The 15,520-nt window shown below is 55.0% G+C and carries 30 protein-coding genes; all 30 read left to right on the top strand.

Translation table 11 applies throughout. The features are described 5' to 3' along the window. Window positions 1-902 precede the first annotated feature (902 nt). From rpsJ to rplQ, 30 genes are read left to right on the top strand one after another with little or no spacing between them, the layout of a single operon-like run. Complete coding sequence (gene rpsJ, locus GX466_03790; protein NLH93326.1) at window positions 903-1,229, top strand: 30S ribosomal protein S10; 327 nt, start codon at window positions 903-905, stop codon at window positions 1,227-1,229. A 2-nt stretch (window positions 1,230-1,231) separates the two neighbouring features. Then, window positions 1,232-1,864 (top strand): 50S ribosomal protein L3, encoded by a 633-nt coding sequence (rplC, locus tag GX466_03785; protein NLH93325.1) that lies wholly within the window; start codon window positions 1,232-1,234, stop codon window positions 1,862-1,864. Window positions 1,865-1,874: 10 nt separating this feature from the next. Further along, window positions 1,875-2,510, top strand: coding sequence for a 50S ribosomal protein L4 (gene rplD, locus GX466_03780; GenBank protein NLH93324.1), 636 nt, complete (start codon window positions 1,875-1,877; stop codon window positions 2,508-2,510). Continuing rightward, window positions 2,507-2,794: a 50S ribosomal protein L23 gene (gene rplW / locus GX466_03775; GenBank protein NLH93323.1), complete on the top strand. Its 288-nt coding sequence runs from the start codon at window positions 2,507-2,509 to the stop codon at window positions 2,792-2,794. Before rplD ends, rplW begins: the two co-directional genes overlap by 4 nt. A 10-nt stretch (window positions 2,795-2,804) precedes the next feature. Next, entirely contained in the window at window positions 2,805-3,635 is an 831-nt protein-coding gene (gene rplB, locus GX466_03770) for a 50S ribosomal protein L2 (GenBank protein NLH93322.1), read from the top strand. Window positions 3,636-3,647: 12 nt separating this feature from the next. Continuing rightward, window positions 3,648-3,920: a 30S ribosomal protein S19 gene (gene rpsS / locus GX466_03765; GenBank protein NLH93321.1), complete on the top strand. Its 273-nt coding sequence runs from the start codon at window positions 3,648-3,650 to the stop codon at window positions 3,918-3,920. A gap of 12 nt (window positions 3,921-3,932) precedes the next feature. Then, window positions 3,933-4,274: a 50S ribosomal protein L22 gene (gene rplV, locus GX466_03760; GenBank protein NLH93320.1), complete on the top strand. Its 342-nt coding sequence runs from the start codon at window positions 3,933-3,935 to the stop codon at window positions 4,272-4,274. 10 nt (window positions 4,275-4,284) lie between these two features. Next, window positions 4,285-4,932, top strand: coding sequence for a 30S ribosomal protein S3 (gene rpsC, locus GX466_03755; GenBank protein ID NLH93319.1), 648 nt, complete (start codon window positions 4,285-4,287; stop codon window positions 4,930-4,932). A 10-nt stretch (window positions 4,933-4,942) separates the two neighbouring features. Continuing rightward, window positions 4,943-5,362 (top strand): 50S ribosomal protein L16, encoded by a 420-nt coding sequence (rplP, locus tag GX466_03750; GenBank protein ID NLH93318.1) that lies wholly within the window; start codon window positions 4,943-4,945, stop codon window positions 5,360-5,362. After that, a complete protein-coding gene (rpmC, locus tag GX466_03745) occupies window positions 5,359-5,550 on the top strand; it encodes a 50S ribosomal protein L29 (protein ID NLH93317.1) in 192 nt (63 codons plus the stop codon). The genes rplP and rpmC overlap by 4 nt, the downstream gene beginning before the upstream one ends. Window positions 5,551-5,552: 2 nt before the next feature. Beyond that, a complete protein-coding gene (gene rpsQ / locus GX466_03740) occupies window positions 5,553-5,807 on the top strand; it encodes a 30S ribosomal protein S17 (GenBank protein ID NLH93316.1) in 255 nt (84 codons plus the stop codon). Between the two features lie 15 nt (window positions 5,808-5,822). Continuing rightward, window positions 5,823-6,191 (top strand): 50S ribosomal protein L14, encoded by a 369-nt coding sequence (gene rplN, locus GX466_03735; protein ID NLH93315.1) that lies wholly within the window; start codon window positions 5,823-5,825, stop codon window positions 6,189-6,191. 6 nt (window positions 6,192-6,197) lie between these two features. After that, window positions 6,198-6,518 carry a 50S ribosomal protein L24 gene (gene rplX, locus GX466_03730; GenBank protein NLH93314.1) on the top strand — a complete coding sequence of 107 codons (321 nt, stop codon included), beginning with the start codon at window positions 6,198-6,200 and terminating at the stop codon, window positions 6,516-6,518. Window positions 6,519-6,529: 11 nt separating this feature from the next. Beyond that, a complete protein-coding gene (rplE, locus tag GX466_03725) occupies window positions 6,530-7,075 on the top strand; it encodes a 50S ribosomal protein L5 (GenBank protein ID NLH93313.1) in 546 nt (181 codons plus the stop codon). A gap of 9 nt (window positions 7,076-7,084) precedes the next feature. Beyond that, entirely contained in the window at window positions 7,085-7,270 is a 186-nt protein-coding gene (locus tag GX466_03720; GenBank protein NLH93312.1) for a type Z 30S ribosomal protein S14, read from the top strand. A gap of 16 nt (window positions 7,271-7,286) precedes the next feature. After that, complete coding sequence (gene rpsH / locus GX466_03715) at window positions 7,287-7,700, top strand: 30S ribosomal protein S8 (GenBank protein NLH93311.1); 414 nt, start codon at window positions 7,287-7,289, stop codon at window positions 7,698-7,700. A 12-nt stretch (window positions 7,701-7,712) separates the two neighbouring features. Further along, complete coding sequence (gene rplF, locus GX466_03710; GenBank protein ID NLH93310.1) at window positions 7,713-8,285, top strand: 50S ribosomal protein L6; 573 nt, start codon at window positions 7,713-7,715, stop codon at window positions 8,283-8,285. Between the two features lie 15 nt (window positions 8,286-8,300). After that, the gene (gene rplR, locus GX466_03705; protein NLH93309.1) at window positions 8,301-8,672 is read left to right on the top strand and encodes a 50S ribosomal protein L18; all 372 of its coding nucleotides are present in this window, start codon (window positions 8,301-8,303) and stop codon (window positions 8,670-8,672) included. 10 nt (window positions 8,673-8,682) lie between these two features. Next, window positions 8,683-9,201, top strand: coding sequence for a 30S ribosomal protein S5 (gene rpsE / locus GX466_03700; GenBank protein NLH93308.1), 519 nt, complete (start codon window positions 8,683-8,685; stop codon window positions 9,199-9,201). Beyond that, window positions 9,198-9,383: a 50S ribosomal protein L30 gene (gene rpmD / locus GX466_03695; GenBank protein NLH93307.1), complete on the top strand. Its 186-nt coding sequence runs from the start codon at window positions 9,198-9,200 to the stop codon at window positions 9,381-9,383. The genes rpsE and rpmD overlap by 4 nt, the downstream gene beginning before the upstream one ends. Window position 9,384: 1 nt before the next feature. Further along, entirely contained in the window at window positions 9,385-9,840 is a 456-nt protein-coding gene (rplO, locus tag GX466_03690; protein ID NLH93306.1) for a 50S ribosomal protein L15, read from the top strand. Between the two features lies 1 nt (window position 9,841). Then, entirely contained in the window at window positions 9,842-11,167 is a 1,326-nt protein-coding gene (gene secY, locus GX466_03685; GenBank protein NLH93305.1) for a preprotein translocase subunit SecY, read from the top strand. A 1-nt stretch (window position 11,168) separates the two neighbouring features. Continuing rightward, entirely contained in the window at window positions 11,169-11,939 is a 771-nt protein-coding gene (gene map / locus GX466_03680; GenBank protein NLH93304.1) for a type I methionyl aminopeptidase, read from the top strand. Next, window positions 11,936-12,154, top strand: a complete 219-nt coding sequence (gene infA, locus GX466_03675; protein NLH93303.1) for a translation initiation factor IF-1 — start codon at window positions 11,936-11,938, stop codon at window positions 12,152-12,154. Before map ends, infA begins: the two co-directional genes overlap by 4 nt. Window positions 12,155-12,197: 43 nt before the next feature. Continuing rightward, window positions 12,198-12,314 (top strand): 50S ribosomal protein L36, encoded by a 117-nt coding sequence (rpmJ, locus tag GX466_03670; GenBank protein ID NLH93302.1) that lies wholly within the window; start codon window positions 12,198-12,200, stop codon window positions 12,312-12,314. Window positions 12,315-12,325: 11 nt separating this feature from the next. Beyond that, window positions 12,326-12,694 (top strand): 30S ribosomal protein S13, encoded by a 369-nt coding sequence (gene rpsM, locus GX466_03665; GenBank protein NLH93301.1) that lies wholly within the window; start codon window positions 12,326-12,328, stop codon window positions 12,692-12,694. A gap of 14 nt (window positions 12,695-12,708) precedes the next feature. Further along, entirely contained in the window at window positions 12,709-13,098 is a 390-nt protein-coding gene (rpsK, locus tag GX466_03660) for a 30S ribosomal protein S11 (GenBank protein ID NLH93300.1), read from the top strand. A 12-nt stretch (window positions 13,099-13,110) separates the two neighbouring features. Next, on the top strand, window positions 13,111-13,728 hold the full coding sequence (rpsD, locus tag GX466_03655; GenBank protein NLH93299.1) for a 30S ribosomal protein S4: 618 nt from the start codon (window positions 13,111-13,113) through the stop codon (window positions 13,726-13,728). Window positions 13,729-13,752: 24 nt separating this feature from the next. Further along, window positions 13,753-14,886 carry a DNA-directed RNA polymerase subunit alpha gene (locus tag GX466_03650; GenBank protein NLH93298.1) on the top strand — a complete coding sequence of 378 codons (1,134 nt, stop codon included), beginning with the start codon at window positions 13,753-13,755 and terminating at the stop codon, window positions 14,884-14,886. Then, on the top strand, window positions 14,876-15,283 hold the full coding sequence (rplQ, locus tag GX466_03645) for a 50S ribosomal protein L17 (GenBank protein NLH93297.1): 408 nt from the start codon (window positions 14,876-14,878) through the stop codon (window positions 15,281-15,283). The genes GX466_03650 and rplQ overlap by 11 nt, the downstream gene beginning before the upstream one ends. The last annotated feature ends 237 nt before the right edge of the window (window positions 15,284-15,520 follow it).

Raw genomic sequence — 15,520 nt, 5'->3', positions numbered from 1 at the left:
GCGAGGTGACTTTGATCCGGGATCCATAACGGGATAAGAACTGGATTCCGGGGCAAGCCCGGAATGACGTGCAAGGCATTGGCGGAAGAACCGAACATACGTCATCCCGGACGTCACTGAGCCTGCGAGGTGACTTTGATCCGGGATCCATAACGGGATAAGAACTGGATTCCGGGGCAAGCCAGGAATGACGTGGGTTTTGGGGCGGGTAGGATATTGTTAAGGGAAACGACAAGCTGACAAGCCCCTTGCAGGCGAAAGAATGCAAACCCCACGATTCTGTCGCCCTCCGGGCTATCCACACGGTTTGAAAGAGAGCCTGGAGTCCAGCGAGCTTTGCGAGCTTGGACTACAGGAGTTGTTGTTGCTGCCGTCGATGCTCGTTCCTCACTCGACGCCAGCGTGTGGCTTGCTATCTGGCCGTTAAGGCCCTGACCCGCGTCCCAGTCACGCCTCCCGCATGATACCCGCACTTGATGCGAGTATTGTACGAGGGGCATGGCAGTGGGATGGACAAGAGCGCTCAGGGTCTGACAGGCAGGAAACTTAGGTGGCTAAGCATTTCTGCCGCCCTCCGGGCTACCCACCCGGTTTGAAAGAGAGCCAAAAAAAGCTATTGACAGAAAACGGAGCGGCAGAAATTGTGAACGTCACTTGCGAAAAATACACCCAGCGCATAGCACAAGTCCCATATTTTGCGAGGACTTATAGTTCTTTAGGAGGAACGATGTTATCCTGTTTACGGGATACTCGTACGAGTATCGCAGGGGCAAAAGCAAGAGCTTTGTGCCCCGCCAACCTGAAAGCATATTTAACAGAACACGCCCGCTCGCGGCGCTGCTTCCCTGCACAGGGAGGCATAAGCCCGACAGGGATTTTCTGCTTAAATTGTGGAGGAACCAGTGAGTAAATCCGAAAACCGCATCCGGATAAAGCTTAAGGCCTACGATCATCGTTTACTGGACCACTCTGTGTCGGAAATTGTGAAAAGCACCCGCAATACCGGCGCCAAGGTCATCGGCCCGATCCCGTTGCCCACAGACAAGACCCTATATACGATCCTGCGTTCGCCCCACGCCGACAAGAAATCACAAGACCAGTTTCAAATGCTGGTCCACAAGCGTCTGATCGACATCATGAACCCCACCCAGCAGACCACGAACGCTTTGAAGAAGCTGAGCCTGCCGGCTGGCGTGCATGTGGAGATCAAAGCCAATACAAGGAGTTGATCATGCTGGGACTTATCGGTAAGAAAATTGGCATGACGCAGATCTTTGATGACAATGGCAAGCTGATCCCCGTCACGGTGATCCAGGCCGGCCCCTGCCGCGTGGTTTGCAAGCGCAGCAAGGATCAGCACGGATATGAAGCCCTGCAAATGGGTTACGAAGAACTTCCCGAGAAGCGCGTCAAGAAACCGCTCAAGGGTTATTTCAAGAAAAACGACAGCCCCTTTTTCCGCTATCTGCGCGAATTCCGCCCCGCCTTCGGCCAGCAGGTCGATGACTACGAGGTGGGCAGCGAACTGAAAGTGGACTGGTTCACAACTGCCGAGACCGTCTGCGTGCGCGCCAATTCCAAAGGCCGCGGCTACACCGGTGTGATGAAGCGGCACGGATTTGCCGGCTTCATGGCTTCACACGGTGTGCACGAATCCTTCCGCGGCGGTGGCTCGATCGGCCAGTGCGCCCAACCCTCGCGCGTATTTAAAGGTAAGAAGATGGCCGGCCAGCACGGCAACCGCCAGGTGAGCGTGCGCCATCTTCAGGTCGTGAAAGTGGATGCCGAACAAAACCTGATCATGGTGAAAGGCGCGGTGCCCGGCCACCGCAATTCCCTGGTCACCATCCACAAGGAACACTAAGGGAGCAGAAATGGTTAAAGCAATAAAATTCAACTCCCTCGGCGAACGGATGGAAGAGATAGAACTTCCGGCCAACATTTTCGACGTGGACGTCAACTCCCCGAAAGTGCTGCTGCATGAGGTTATCACCATGTACCTGGGCAACCAACGCCAGGGCACGGTGCAGAAGAAAAACCGCGCCATGACCGCCGGCAGCACCCGCAAGCTGTTCAAGCAGAAAGGCACAGGCAACGCCCGCCAGGGCACACGCCGCACCCCGGTCCGGGTTCACGGCGGCCGCGCTTTCGCGATCCTGCCGAAGGATTGGTACCGCACCATTCCGCGCACCAAGAAGCGCATGGCCCTCAAGGTTGCCCTCACCGACAGGGCCCGCGAAGGCCGCGTTTTCATCGTGGACAAGCTGGAATTTGACACCCCGAACACTAAAAAGGCGCTTGAACTGCTGGGCAAAATGATCCCCGAAAGAGGCCGCAAACTGGTGGTCACCGACGGACATCACCAGCCCACGGTGAAATCCTTCGCCAACCTGCCGGACGTCATCACCGACGCCGCCGACAGCCTTTACGCCTATGAGATCCTGAACAGCAGCTATATCCTGATGACCCAGGAAGCCCTCAACAAAGTCGAGGAGGTATTCAGCAAATGATCCATCCGCGCAACATCATCATTTCTCCGATCATCACCGAGAAGAGTTCAAACCAAATAGAACGGACCAACACCTATTCCTTCAAGGTGAGCATCAACGCGAATAAGATAGAGATCAAGCACGCCATAGAAAAGATCTTTTCGGTGAAAGTGCTTGACGTCAATACCATCCGGATGCTGGGCAAGCCCAAACGTTTGGGACGCTACAGCGGCAAACGGCCGGATTGGAAAAAAGCCATCGTGACCCTGAGGGACGGCGACAAGATCGCCGAATTCGAGGCATAAGGAGCGAAGCATGGGAATCAAGAAATACAAACCCACCACTCCCAGCATGCGGTTCCGCACGGGCTACACCTTTACAGAGATCACCACTGACTCTCCGGAAAAATCGTTGCTCAAGCCAATGCGCAAGACCGGCGGCCGCAACAACAAGGGTAGGATCACCTGCCGCCACCGCGGAGGCGGGCATCGCCGCCACTACCGGGTGATCGACTTCAAGCGCGACAAATTCGGCATCCCGGCCAAAGTCGCCAGCATTGAATACGATCCAAACCGCACCGCGCGCATCGCCCTGCTGCACTATGTGGACGGCGAAAAACGCTACATCATCGCTCCCGAAGGCCTGACCGTGGGATCGAAAGTGATGTCCGGCCCCGAAGCTGAGATAGCTTTGGGCAACGCGCTGCCCCTGGAACGCATCCCGCTGGGCTCCACCGTGCACAACATCGAACTGAAGAAAGGCCGCGGCGGTCAGATCGCCCGTTCCGCCGGCGCCTACGGCCAGGTTGTGGCCAAAGACGGCGACTATGTGCATGTGAAAATGCCCTCGAACGATGTCCACCTCATCCGCAAGGAATGCCTGGCCACCATGGGCCAGGTGAGCAATCAGGACCACAATCTGCTGCAGCTTGGCAAAGCCGGCCGCAAACGCTGGATGGGCATTCGCCCGACCGTGCGCGGCGTGGTGATGAACCCTGTGGACCACCCGATGGGCGGCGGTGAAGGAAAATCCTCCGGCGGACGCCATCCCGTGTCACCCTGGGGCAAATCCTCCAAGGGCGGCAAAACCCGTAAAACCCGCAAGTATTCCGATAAATATATCGTGAAAGCCGTGAAGAAGAGATAAAGGAAGGAAACAATGGCACGTTCAATCAAGAAAGGTCCCTTTGTTGACGATCATCTGCTGAAGAAAGTGGAAACGCTGAACGCCAACAACAAGAAAAATGTGATCAAGACCTGGTCCCGCCGTTCCATGATCATACCCTCTTTTATCGGACATACCTTTTCGGTGCACAACGGACATAAGTTTGTGCCGGTGTATGTGACCGAAAACATGGTGGGGCACAAGCTGGGCGAGTTTTCGCCGACGCGCACCTACCGTGGCCACAAAGACAAGAAAAAGGGTAAATAAGGAGCATAGATAATGGAAGCAACAGCCAAACTCCGTTTTGCCCGCGGTTCCGCCCGCAAAGCACGTCTGGTTTTGGACCAGATCCGCTACAAGAGCGTACCCGAAGCGCAGGGCATCCTGCAATTCTCGCGCCGGGCCGCGGCCAAGCCGATCGGCAAGCTGCTGGCCTCAGCGGTGGCCAACGCCCAGGTAAAAGACCCCAGGCTCGACCTCAGCCGGGTCTATGTGACCGAAGCCATGGCCGATTCCGGCCCCCAAATGAAACGTTATATGCCCAGAGCGCATGGGCGGGCCTACATGATCCGCAAGCAAACCTGCCATATCGCTCTGGAAATACGGACAATAGAGGAATAGGAGGATTACCTTGGGACAAAAGATACACCCCATTCTGTACCGCCTCGGCGTTAACAAAGACGCCGAATCGATCTGGTTTGCCCAGGGTTCCACCTATGTGGATTTTCTCCAGGAAGACATCCAGATCCGCAAATACATCCACAAACGACTGGACCAGAAGATGGTCTCCAGGGTGCAGATATCCCGCAAAACCAGTTCGATCACCATCGATATCCACACAGCCCGTCCCGGCCTGGTGATCGGCAAAAAAGGCGAGGACATCGACCGCCTGCGCAACGAGCTGAACGTTCTGATCAACAAGGACCGCAAAAACCCGATCACAGTCTCCATCAATATCGAGCAAATCGACAAGATGTGGCTGGACGCGCGTTTGGTGGGCCTCGAGATCGCCCGTCAGCTGGAAGAGCGCGTCGCTTTCCGCCGTGCTATGAAGCTGGCCATCCGCAATGTGATGAAGGAAGGAGCCCAGGGCGTGAAAGTTCAGGTTTCCGGACGCCTTGGCGGAGCGGAGATCGCGCGCACCGAGCGCTACAAACAGGGCCGCACCCCGCTGCACACCCTGCGTGCCGACATCGACTATGCCACCGTGGAAGCCAACACCACCTACGGCGTGATCGGCATCAAGGTGTGGATCTACAAGGGCGACATCCTGGGATAGGAGAAGGTAAATGTTAGCACCAAAAAAAGTAAGACACCGCAAGATGATGAAGGGCCGCCGCAACGGCCTGGCCTGGAGCGGCAGCAACATCGACTTCGGCGATTACGGTTTGATCGCCCTGGAAGACGCCTTCATCAGCAGCCGCCAGATAGAGGCCGCGCGTATCGCCATAACCAGGCACATGAAGCGCGTTGGCAAAGTATGGATCCGGATATTTCCGGACAAGCCGATCACCAGTAAACCGGCCGAAACCCGTATGGGCAAAGGCAAGGGCGCTCCCGAATACTGGGTGGCTGTGGTTCGCCCCGGCCGCGTCCTCTTTGAACTCGAAGGAGTGGACGTCAAGGTCGCCAAGGAAGCCATGCGCCTTGCCGCACACAAGCTTCCGATCAGGACCCGAGTTATCGCCCGCGAAGGAGTTGAATTATGAAGATCGATGATATCCGCGAAATGTCGGTGACAGACCTTCACGAAAAGCTCGAGGAACTGCGTGTGGAGCTTTTCAACCTGCGCTTCCAGAAATCCAAGAACCTGCTGGACCGGACAGACCGCCTGCGCATCGTGAGAAGAAACATTGCCCGCATCAATACAGTACTCAATGCAAAGGAAGAGAGGTGACCGTGGCTGATACCCGTAAAGTGATCAAACAGGGTGTGGTGGTGAGCGACAAGAACGACAAAACCATCGTCGTCCGAGTTCTCCGCCAGTACATCCACCCGCTGTATAAAAAGACCGTGCGCCGGCATAAAAAGTTCATGGCCCACGACGAGAACAACGAAGCTCATGAAGGCGACATAGTGCAAATCGTGGAACACCGCCCCATGAGCGCACGCAAACGCTGGGCCCTGCACAAGATCGTAGAGCGCAGCAAATAATATGGGAGTTTTGGAATGATTCAAGCCCAAACAATGTTGAATATCGCCGATAACTCCGGTGCCAAAAAAGCCATGTGCATCAAAGTGCTTGGCGGCACCAGACGTAAATACGCCAGCGTTGGCGACGTCATAGTTGTTGCGATCAAATCTGCCACCCCGGGTGGCAAAGTTAAAAAAGGCAGCGTGGAACGTGCCGTGATAGTTCGCACCGCGAAAGAGATCGGGCGTTCGGACGGATCATACATCCGTTTTGCCGACAACGCCGCCGTTATTATCGATGAAAAGCTCGATCCCAAGGGAACCCGCATCTTCGGCCCGGTGGCCCGCGAACTGCGCGAGCAGGCCTACATGAAGATAGTCTCCCTGGCCCCGGAAGTGTTGTAGGAGTATATGATGCCAGACAAACTCAAACTCAAGAAAGGTGACTACGTGATCGTGATCAGCGGCAACTACAAAGGCCGCAAAGGCCGCGTGCTGAAAGCTTATCCCAAGACCAACCGGGTCATCGTGGAAAAAGTGCACATGATCAAAAAACACACCAAGCCCTCCCAGAACAACCCCCGGGGCGGCATCATTTCCAAGGAGGCGCCCATCAACGCTTCCAACGTGATGCTCTTTAACGAAAAGCTGAACACGGTTTCCAAGCCAGTGATCCAAATCAGGGAAGGACACCGCGTCCGCGTGTGCAAAAAATCCGGTGACGAGCTGTAGGAGAGAACCACATGAACAGAATCAAAGAACAGTATCGTAAAACAGTGGTTCCGGCTCTGCAAAAACGCTTTGCCTACAAGAATCCCCATCAGGTGCCGCGTCTGGACAAGATCGTGGTGAGCATGGGAGTTGGCGACGCCACCCAGAACAAAGCCTTGCTGGATAACGCAGTGAAGGACCTGGAACAGATCACCGGACGCAAGGTGATCATCACCAAGGCCCGCAAGTCCATTTCCAACTTCAAATTGCGCCAAGGCATGCCCATCGGCTGCAAAGTCACTCTGCGTGACGAGATCATGTATGAGTTCTTCGATCGGCTGGTGGCCATAGTAATCCCCCGCATGCGCGATTTCCGCGGAATCCCGACCGATTCGTTCGATGGCAGAGGGAATTTCTCCCTCGGCATCAAGGAACAGACCGTGTTCCCCGAGATCGAATATGACAAGATCGACGCTGTGCGCGGCATGAACATCAACATTGTAACCACCGCGCATACCGATGACGAAGCCCGCGAACTGCTGCGGGAGCTTGGAATGCCCTTCCAGCGCAGTGAATAAGGAGAATCGATGGCCAAGAAATCACTGATCCTGAAACAACAAAGAACACCCAAATTCAAAGTTAGAAAATACAACCGCTGCAAGATCTGCGGACGCCCCAGGGCCTACATGCGCGATTTCGGCATGTGCCGCCTGTGTTTCCGCAAATACGCGTCCCAGGGCCAAATCCCCGGGATCACCCGATCCAGCTGGTGAACAAAGGAGCATACGAATGAGCGTAAGCGATCCGATAGCTGATGCATTGACCAAAATACGCAATGCATATCGTGCCGGACATCCGCAGGTGATCGTGAACCACAGCCGCCTCGTGGAGGCGCTGACCAAGATCCTCGCCGCGGAGAATTTCGTGAACAGCGTCCAGGTTCTCGACAAAGATCCGGAACAGAAAATAAATTACCGCCGCATCCTGGTGAATCTTCGCTATACCAATGATGGCAAGCCCATCATTCAAGGACTGGTGAGGATCTCCAAGCCGGGAAGGCGCGTGTATGTGAAAGCCGACAAGATTCCAAGTGTGTACAACAACACAGGCTGCGCGGTGATCTCCACCTCCCAGGGGGTGATGGTTGACCGCGACGCCAGGCTGAACCGTGTTGGCGGCGAATACATCTGCAAGGTTTGGTAGGAGGTTTTTTAAATGTCACGCATAGGAAAAGCCCCCGTCAAATTTGACGCTAACACCAAAGTGGAAGTGAAAGACAACGTGATTTACGTGAAGGGAAAACTGGGCGAACTGCATTACCAACTGATGCCGGGCATGAGCGTTGAGCTCGGGGACGGCGTCATCAACGTGAAACGCAATGACAACAGCAAGACCCAGCGCGCCGTTCACGGACTCACCCGCGCTCTGATCCAGAACATGGTCATCGGCGTGGCTGACGGCTACATGAAGACCCTCAACGTGATCGGGACCGGATATTCCGCCGAGCGGCAGGGACCCTGGTTGATACTAAGCCTAGGCTATTCCCACGACATCGTGCTGGAAGTGCCGGAAGGACTTACAGTGGAAGCCGAGGCAGTGCCCCGTTCGAAAACCGTTCGCTCCGACCTGCAGAGCATCATCCGCATCAAGGGCATCGACAAACAACTCGTCGGCCATTTCGCCGCCGAAGTGCGTTCCTGCCGGCCGCCCGAAAACTACAAGGGCAAAGGTGTGCGGTATGAGAACGAGCAAGTAACCATCAAAGCCGGAAAAGCCGGGACCAAGTAAAGCGAGGAGCCGATCATGATAACACCAAGCAACATAGCCAAACACGCCCTTCGCAACCGCCGCCGTGCTGCCATCCGCAAAAAACTGCGTGGCACAACCGAGCGGCCCCGCCTGGTCGTTTTCCGCAGCCTGAAACACATCTACGCCCAGATCATTGACGATAGCACAGGTCGTACTTTGACATCCGCTTCCTCGCGTAGCAAGGACATCGAGCTTGAAAAAGGCATCAAGAAGACCGAACAGGGCTTCGAAGTGGGAAAAAAACTGGGTGAAAAAGCAATCGCCGCCGGCATCTCGAAAATCGCCTTCGACCGCGCCGGCTACAAATATCACGGCCGGGTGAAAGCCCTGGCTGAAGGCGCCCGCAAGGCTGGCCTTGATTTCTGAAGGAGGAAACTTGAATTACGAACACAACCTGCCCGATGAAGAAAAACTGTTTGAGACAGTGATTGATACCAAGCGTGTGGCCAAAGTAGTGAAAGGCGGACGTAACTTCAGTTTCAGCGCCATAGTTGTGGTTGGCGACCGTGCCGGCAAAATCGGCGTGGGAGACGGCAAGGCCAATGAAATTGCCGATGCCATCCGCAAAGCCAAGGAAAAAGCCACCAAATCGATGTTCACCGTGCCCATCATCAAAGGCACCATCCCGCACGAGATCATGTCTCGTTTCGGCGCCAGCCGCGTGATGATGAAGCCCGCTTCCCCGGGTACCGGCGTGATTGCCGGCGGGACAACCCGCGCCATCTTTGAAGCGGCCGGGATCCAGAACATCCTCTGCAAATCCCTGGGCTCGAACACCCCCTGCAACGTGGTGAAAGCCACTGTCAACGGGCTCAAGTCCATGCGCACCCTAAACGACATTGCCCGCCTGCGCAACAAATCTGTGGCTGAACTCACAGGTCAGGAGGAAAAATGAAGATCAGGGTGACCCAAATCCGCAGCACAATAAACAGAAAAGAAAACCATAAACGGATCATCAAGTCCCTGGGGCTGGGCAATCCCGGAAAAACCAGGATACATGATGACAATCCCTGCATCCGCGGTATGATCAACAAAGTATCGTACCTGCTCAAAGTAGAAGAAGTAAAGGGAGAATAACATGCTAACCCTTTCCAATCTTGGCAAACCCGCTGGCAGAAAAGCTAGAAAACGCTTGGGCAAAGGCGAGGGATCCGGTCTGGGACAGCAATCCGGCCGCGGCCACAAAGGTATAAAAGCCCGGTCCGGTGGCAAGGTTCCCGCCTATTTCGAAGGCGGCCAGATGCCTATAAACCGGCGTCTGCCCAAGCGGGGCTTCAAAAACCCCTACCGCAAGAACTACCGCGTGCTCAACCTTTCCCGCCTTGTGGGACTGGAAGAGACGGAATTTGATATCAGCCGGCTGGAATTGTTGGGCCTGATACCCGTGAAAGGCAAAAAGGGTTCCTACCCCGTGAAAGTTCTGGCCAGTGTAAGCGAAGAATTCACAAAGACCGTTCACATCAAAGCCAACGCTTTTTCCCAGCGCGCCATCCAGCTGATCGAAGCGAACGGTGGCAAGGCAGAGGTGGTGTAAGTTGTTCAAGACCATCGCGAACATCTTCCGTATCCCGGACCTGCGCAAAAAGATCCTGATCACGGCCCTGCTGCTGGTACTGTATCGCCTGGGAAGCTTCATTCCGATTCCCGGAGTGGATGCGGTGCAGCTGAGCTCTTTCTTCCAGCGACAGGAAGGCGGTCTCTTTGATCTGCTGAACCTCTTCGTGGGCGGAAACTTCGAGCGCGCCTCGATCTTTGCCCTGGGTATCATGCCTTATATTACAGCTTCGATCGTGATCCAACTCTTGGGCAGCATCATCCCCTATTTTGAAAAGTTGCGCAAGGAAGGCGCTGACGGCCAGAAGAAGATGAACCAGATCACCCGTTATTTCACGGTCGCACTGGCCGCTTTCAACGCTATCACGATCACCGTAGGCCTGGTCAACATGACCGGAGCCGGCGGCCCAGTGGTTCCTCAGCCGAACTTCCTCTTCCACCTAACCGGAGTGATCACGTTGATCACCGGCACTATGATAGTGATGTGGCTGGGAGAGCAAATCACCGAATACGGAATTGGAAACGGCATTTCGCTGATAATCTTCGCTGGGATCATCGCCCGTTACCCCGAAGGTTTCATCACCCTCTTCAAAACCCGGTTCCACAGCTTGTCCGGAGTGCTCATCTCCCTGGCCGCCATCGTTGTGATGGTTGCTGTTACAGCGGCGATCATCTTCGTGACTGAAGCCGTCCGCAAGATTCCGGTCCAGTATGCCAAACGCATCGTGGGCCGCAAGGTCTATGGTGGGCAGAGCACTTATATTCCGCTTAGGGTGAACACCGCCGGTGTTATCCCCATCATCTTCGCGCAGTCGATCCTCATGTTCCCGGCCACGCTCATCACCCTCTTCCAGGGCGGCGAGGCTGAGGCTGGCACCTTCTGGTACAATCTGCGCACGATGTTCACGCCCGGTCACTGGTTGTATACCATCATCTACGTTGGCCTGATCATCTTCTTCGCCTATTTCTACACCGCCTTGGTGCTCAATCCCACTGAAATGGCAGAAAATATGGTCAAATACGGTGGACACATCCCGGGCAAGAAACCCGGCAAAAAGACCGCGGAATACATCTCCTCTGTGCTTACCCGTATCACGTTGCCCGGTGCAGTCTTTTTCGCTTTTGTGGCCCTGATGCCAGAAATGATGACCCAAATCTTCAAGCTGCCCTTCTATTTTGGTGGAACGGGGCTCATCATCGTGGTCGGCGTGGCGCTGGACACTCTTCGCCAGATCGAATCCCATCTTGTGATGCGCCATTACGATGGCTTCATGAAGAAAGGAAAGCTCCGCGGACGCTCAAGCTGATATGATCTTTCGCAAATCACCTGCTGAACTGGAAAAAATGCGTGTCTCTTCCCGCATCATCGGCGAACTGCTGGATGAACTGGCTGGGATGATCGCGCCCGGGGTCAGTACCTGGGACCTGGATGCCTTTGCTTACGAATTCATCGTGGCCCGAGGCGCCCGGCCTGCCTTCAAAGGCTACACCGTTCCAGGCCTGAATCCCTTTCCGGGAACCCTCTGCACCTCGCCCAATTCCGGCATTGTGCACGGCATTCCCTCCCAGCAGGTGATCCTGAAAGATGGCGACATCATTGGCATCGATGTGGGTGCCGTAAAAGACGGTTACTATGCCGATGCCGCCCGCACTTACGCTGTGGGCGAGATTCCGGCCGAAGCGCGCCGGCTGCTGGAGGTTACCTCTGAGGCCCTGCGCCGCGGAATTGCTGCCGCCACTCCCGGCCGCCGGGTTGGTGACATCTCCCATGCCATCGGCTCTTATGTGCAGGAACAGGGCTATTATGTGGCTGACAACCTCACCGGGCACGGTGTGGGCCGCCAGCTGCATGAAGAGCCTCAAATCCCCAATTCCGGCCAGCCCGGCAGGGGACCCCGCCTCCAAACCGGAATGACCCTCGCCATCGAACCTATGGTCAATATCGGCACCAACCGCGTTAAAGAAAAAGGTTGGGAGTTTTTCACCGCCGACGGAAGCCTCTCGGCGCATTATGAACACACCATCATTGTAACTGATGGTCTGCCCGAGATCCTCACCCAAACGAAGGAGCATATATGAGCAAAACTGGCGTTATAGAAGTGGAAGGAATCGTGACCGACGCCCTTCCCAACACCACTTTTAAGGTTCAGCTGGAGAACGGCCACGAAATCCTGGCCCACAGCTCCGGCAAGATGCGGATGCACTACATCCGGATCCTGCCTGGCGACAAGGTCAAGGTGGAGCTTTCACCCTACGACCTCACCCGCGGCCGGATCACCTACCGCTATAAATAAACATACATTGCAGGAAGCACTGCACTCTTGCAAGGAGACGATAATGAAAGTGAGATCATCAGTCCGGGTAGTCTGTAAAGACTGCCGCATAATCAAACGCCACGGCGTGATCCGTGTTATCTGCAGTTCCAACCCCAAACACAAACAGAGACAGGGTTAAGGAGGACCAACTTGGCACACATTGCAGGTATAGAAATCCCCAAAGACAAACGTTTGTTCATTGGCCTCACATATATCTACGGAATCGGCCGCTCCATCGCCAGGGATATCTGCCGCAAGGCAAATGTCGATGAGATGAAGAAGGTGGAGGACCTCTCCATAGAAGAGGAAAAGATCATCCGCGATATCGTTCAGAACGAATATGTGGTTGAAGGCGCCCTTCGCACCCAGGTGGCCATGAACATCAAGCGCCTGATGGAAATAGGCAGCTATCGCGGCTTGCGCCACAAACGCGGCTTGCCAGTGCGCGGCCAGCGCACCCACACCAATGCCCGCACTCGCAAGGGCCCGAAACCCGGCGCGATAAAAAAGAAGAAATAGGAGTGATCAGATAAATGGCCAAAAAAACCAGAATCAAGAAAAAACGCGTCCGCCTCTCGTTTGACGAAGGCATTGTGTTTGTCCACTCCAGCTTTAACAATACGATCGTTTCTCTCGCCGACCGTTCCGGAAACATCCTCACCTGGTCCAGCGGCGGAAGAGTTGGCTACAAGGGTTCCCGCAAAGCCACCCCGTTCGCGGCCCAGCTTGCCGCCACCGAAGTCTCCAAAACCGGCTTGGAAATGGGGCTCACCCGCGTGGGCGTGATCGTCCGCGGGCCTGGTAGCGGCAGGGAATCAGCCATCCGGGCGGTCAACGCTTCAGGACTCAAAGTCACCATGATCAAAGACGCCACCCCCATTCCCCACAACGGCTGCCGTCCACCCAAAACCAGAAGGATATAAGCGAGGAAAATCATGGCAAGATATACAGGACCAAGAGCGAAACTCTGCCGGAAATTCGGCGAAAACATCTTTGGCACGGCCAAATACGACAGAATTCTGAACCGGCGCAAATTCCCGCCCGGTCAGCATGGCAGAAACATGCGCCGCAAGCCCAGCGATTATTTCATCCACCTGCGCGAAAAACAGAAACTAAGAAACATCTATTGCCTGCTGGAAAAGCAATTCAGCAACTACTTCGTGAAAGCCGCCAAAATGGGTGGCGTCACCGGCGACAACCTCCTGCAGATGCTGGAGCGCAGACTTGACAACACCGTCTATCGCCTCGGCTTTGCCACCACAAGGATGCAGGCCCGCCAGTTCGTTAACCACGGTCATTTCCTGGTCAACGGCAAGAAAGTGGACATCCCTTCATACCTGCTCAAAGATGGTGATATAATCGAAGTCCGCCCCAAAAGCAAGGGCATCAAACCCCTTGCTGAGGCCTGGAACAATTCCGAAGCCAGCTCTCCCTTCCCCTGGCTTACTGTGGACAAGGAAAACATGCGCGGGCAGTTTGTGAACATCCCTCTGGCTGCGGAAATTCCCAATACTGTTGACCTGCGCCTCATCGTTGAGTTCTACTCCAAATAATCGCTGATCCAGCAAGGAGTCATTATGCTATACTTGGAACCCCTGCAAATGCCCGAAAACGTGGATTACGACAGGGAAACCTATTCCCACCAATACGGCAGGTTCGAGATCGGCCCGCTGGAACCGGGATTCGGGACCACAATCGGCAACACCCTCCGCCGCGTGCTCCTCTCTTCGATCCAGGGCTCGGCCGTGCGCTTTGTCCGCATCGAAGGTCTTCACCACGAATTCACGCCCATTCCCGGCACGAACTCGGATTACATCGACCTGATCCTGCGCCTCAAGCAACTGGTGATCTACTCCTCTTCCGTGGATGAGGTCAATCTGGTGCTTGAACACAAGGGCAAAGGCGTGGTCACCGCCGCCAAGATACAGGACAATCCAAACGTCCGGATCATCAACAAGGATCTCTATTTGCTGGAAGTCACCGAGGATGTCGATTTCAAGCTGGAAATGATCGTCGGCAACGGCCGCGGTTATGTTTCCGCAGACCGCCAGAACCCGGAAGGAAAGCCAGTTGGCTTCATTCCCATCGATTCAGTCTATTCGCCCATCCTCAAGGTCAATTTCAGCGTCACCCACCAGAGGGTGAAAGAACGCATGAACTTCGACAAACTCATCCTCGAGATCCATTCCAACGGCTCCGTCGAGCCCATCATCGCCCTCTTCCTGTCAGCCAAGATCCTGCGCGACATGGTGGGCAAGATTTGCCGCTTCGAAACCGAGCCGGAGTACATCCGTGACGTCCATATCGATCCAGAACTGGAGGAAAAGGAACGCATCCTTTCCCTGCCTGTGCGTGAAATCGAACTCACCGTCCGGGCTGCCAACTGCCTCGACGCCGCCAATATCCAAACCATCGGCGAACTGGTCTCCAAAACCGAGGCGGAGATGCTCAAGTTCCGCAATTTCGGCAAGAAATCCCTTGAAGAGATTGTGACGAAGCTGAAGAAATACGACCTGCACCTGGGTATGGATGTGGAAGGAATTTACAGCCAGATCCGTGACGCCAGAAGCCGTGGCATCAAATCTGAAGACACCCCCGAAGAACAGAAAGTGGAGGAAACACCCGCTCCCGCCGAGCCCCAGGACGAGGTTCCCACCCCGCCCCGCAAACCGGTTCCTCCCTCAAAAAAGAAGGTGAAAAATGCGACATAGACATGAAGGAAGAAAATTCGGGCGCGAAAAGGACGCCCGCCGCCTGATGATCTGCAACCTTGTGAGATCCATGATCGAACACGGCCAGATCACCACCACCCTCGCCAAAGCAAAGGAACTCCGCGGCTTCGTCGAACGCGTGGTCACCTACGGCAAAACCGATACCGTCCACTCCCGCCGTCTGGCTTACAGCGTCCTTGGCAGCCGAACCCTCGTGAAGAAGCTCTTCACAGAGATCGCCCCTGCCTTTGCCACCCGCCAGGGCGGCTACACCAGAGTGCTGAAAGCCGGTTTCCGCCGCGGCGACTCCGCCCCCATGGCCATTATCCAGTTTGTGGAGGAAGCGGCTGTGAAACCCAAAAAAGACAATATCAAGGCCAAGGACCTCAACAAGTAAGCCCGTTCTGGCCTGAACGCATATAACCCGGAACTTGGTTTCCGGGTTTTTTGTTTCCGCCTTTACCCCGACCGTCATGGTCACTGGCGAGCCCAAATTTTCATTTCATCAATTCCATCAATTCATCAATTCCCTTTCCACGGCCCCTTTTCAACCTCCCCCTCCAGGACCTGGAAGGATGATAGCTATCATATTGATATATATACTAGATAGATATAATATATACTAATATAGTAG

The sequence above is a fragment of the Candidatus Cloacimonadota bacterium genome (assembly GCA_012516855.1).
Classification (GTDB): domain Bacteria; phylum Cloacimonadota; class Cloacimonadia; order Cloacimonadales; family Cloacimonadaceae; genus Syntrophosphaera.
The sequence above is the reverse complement of the archived record's forward strand: the minus strand, read 5'-3'. Positions and strand labels throughout refer to the sequence as shown.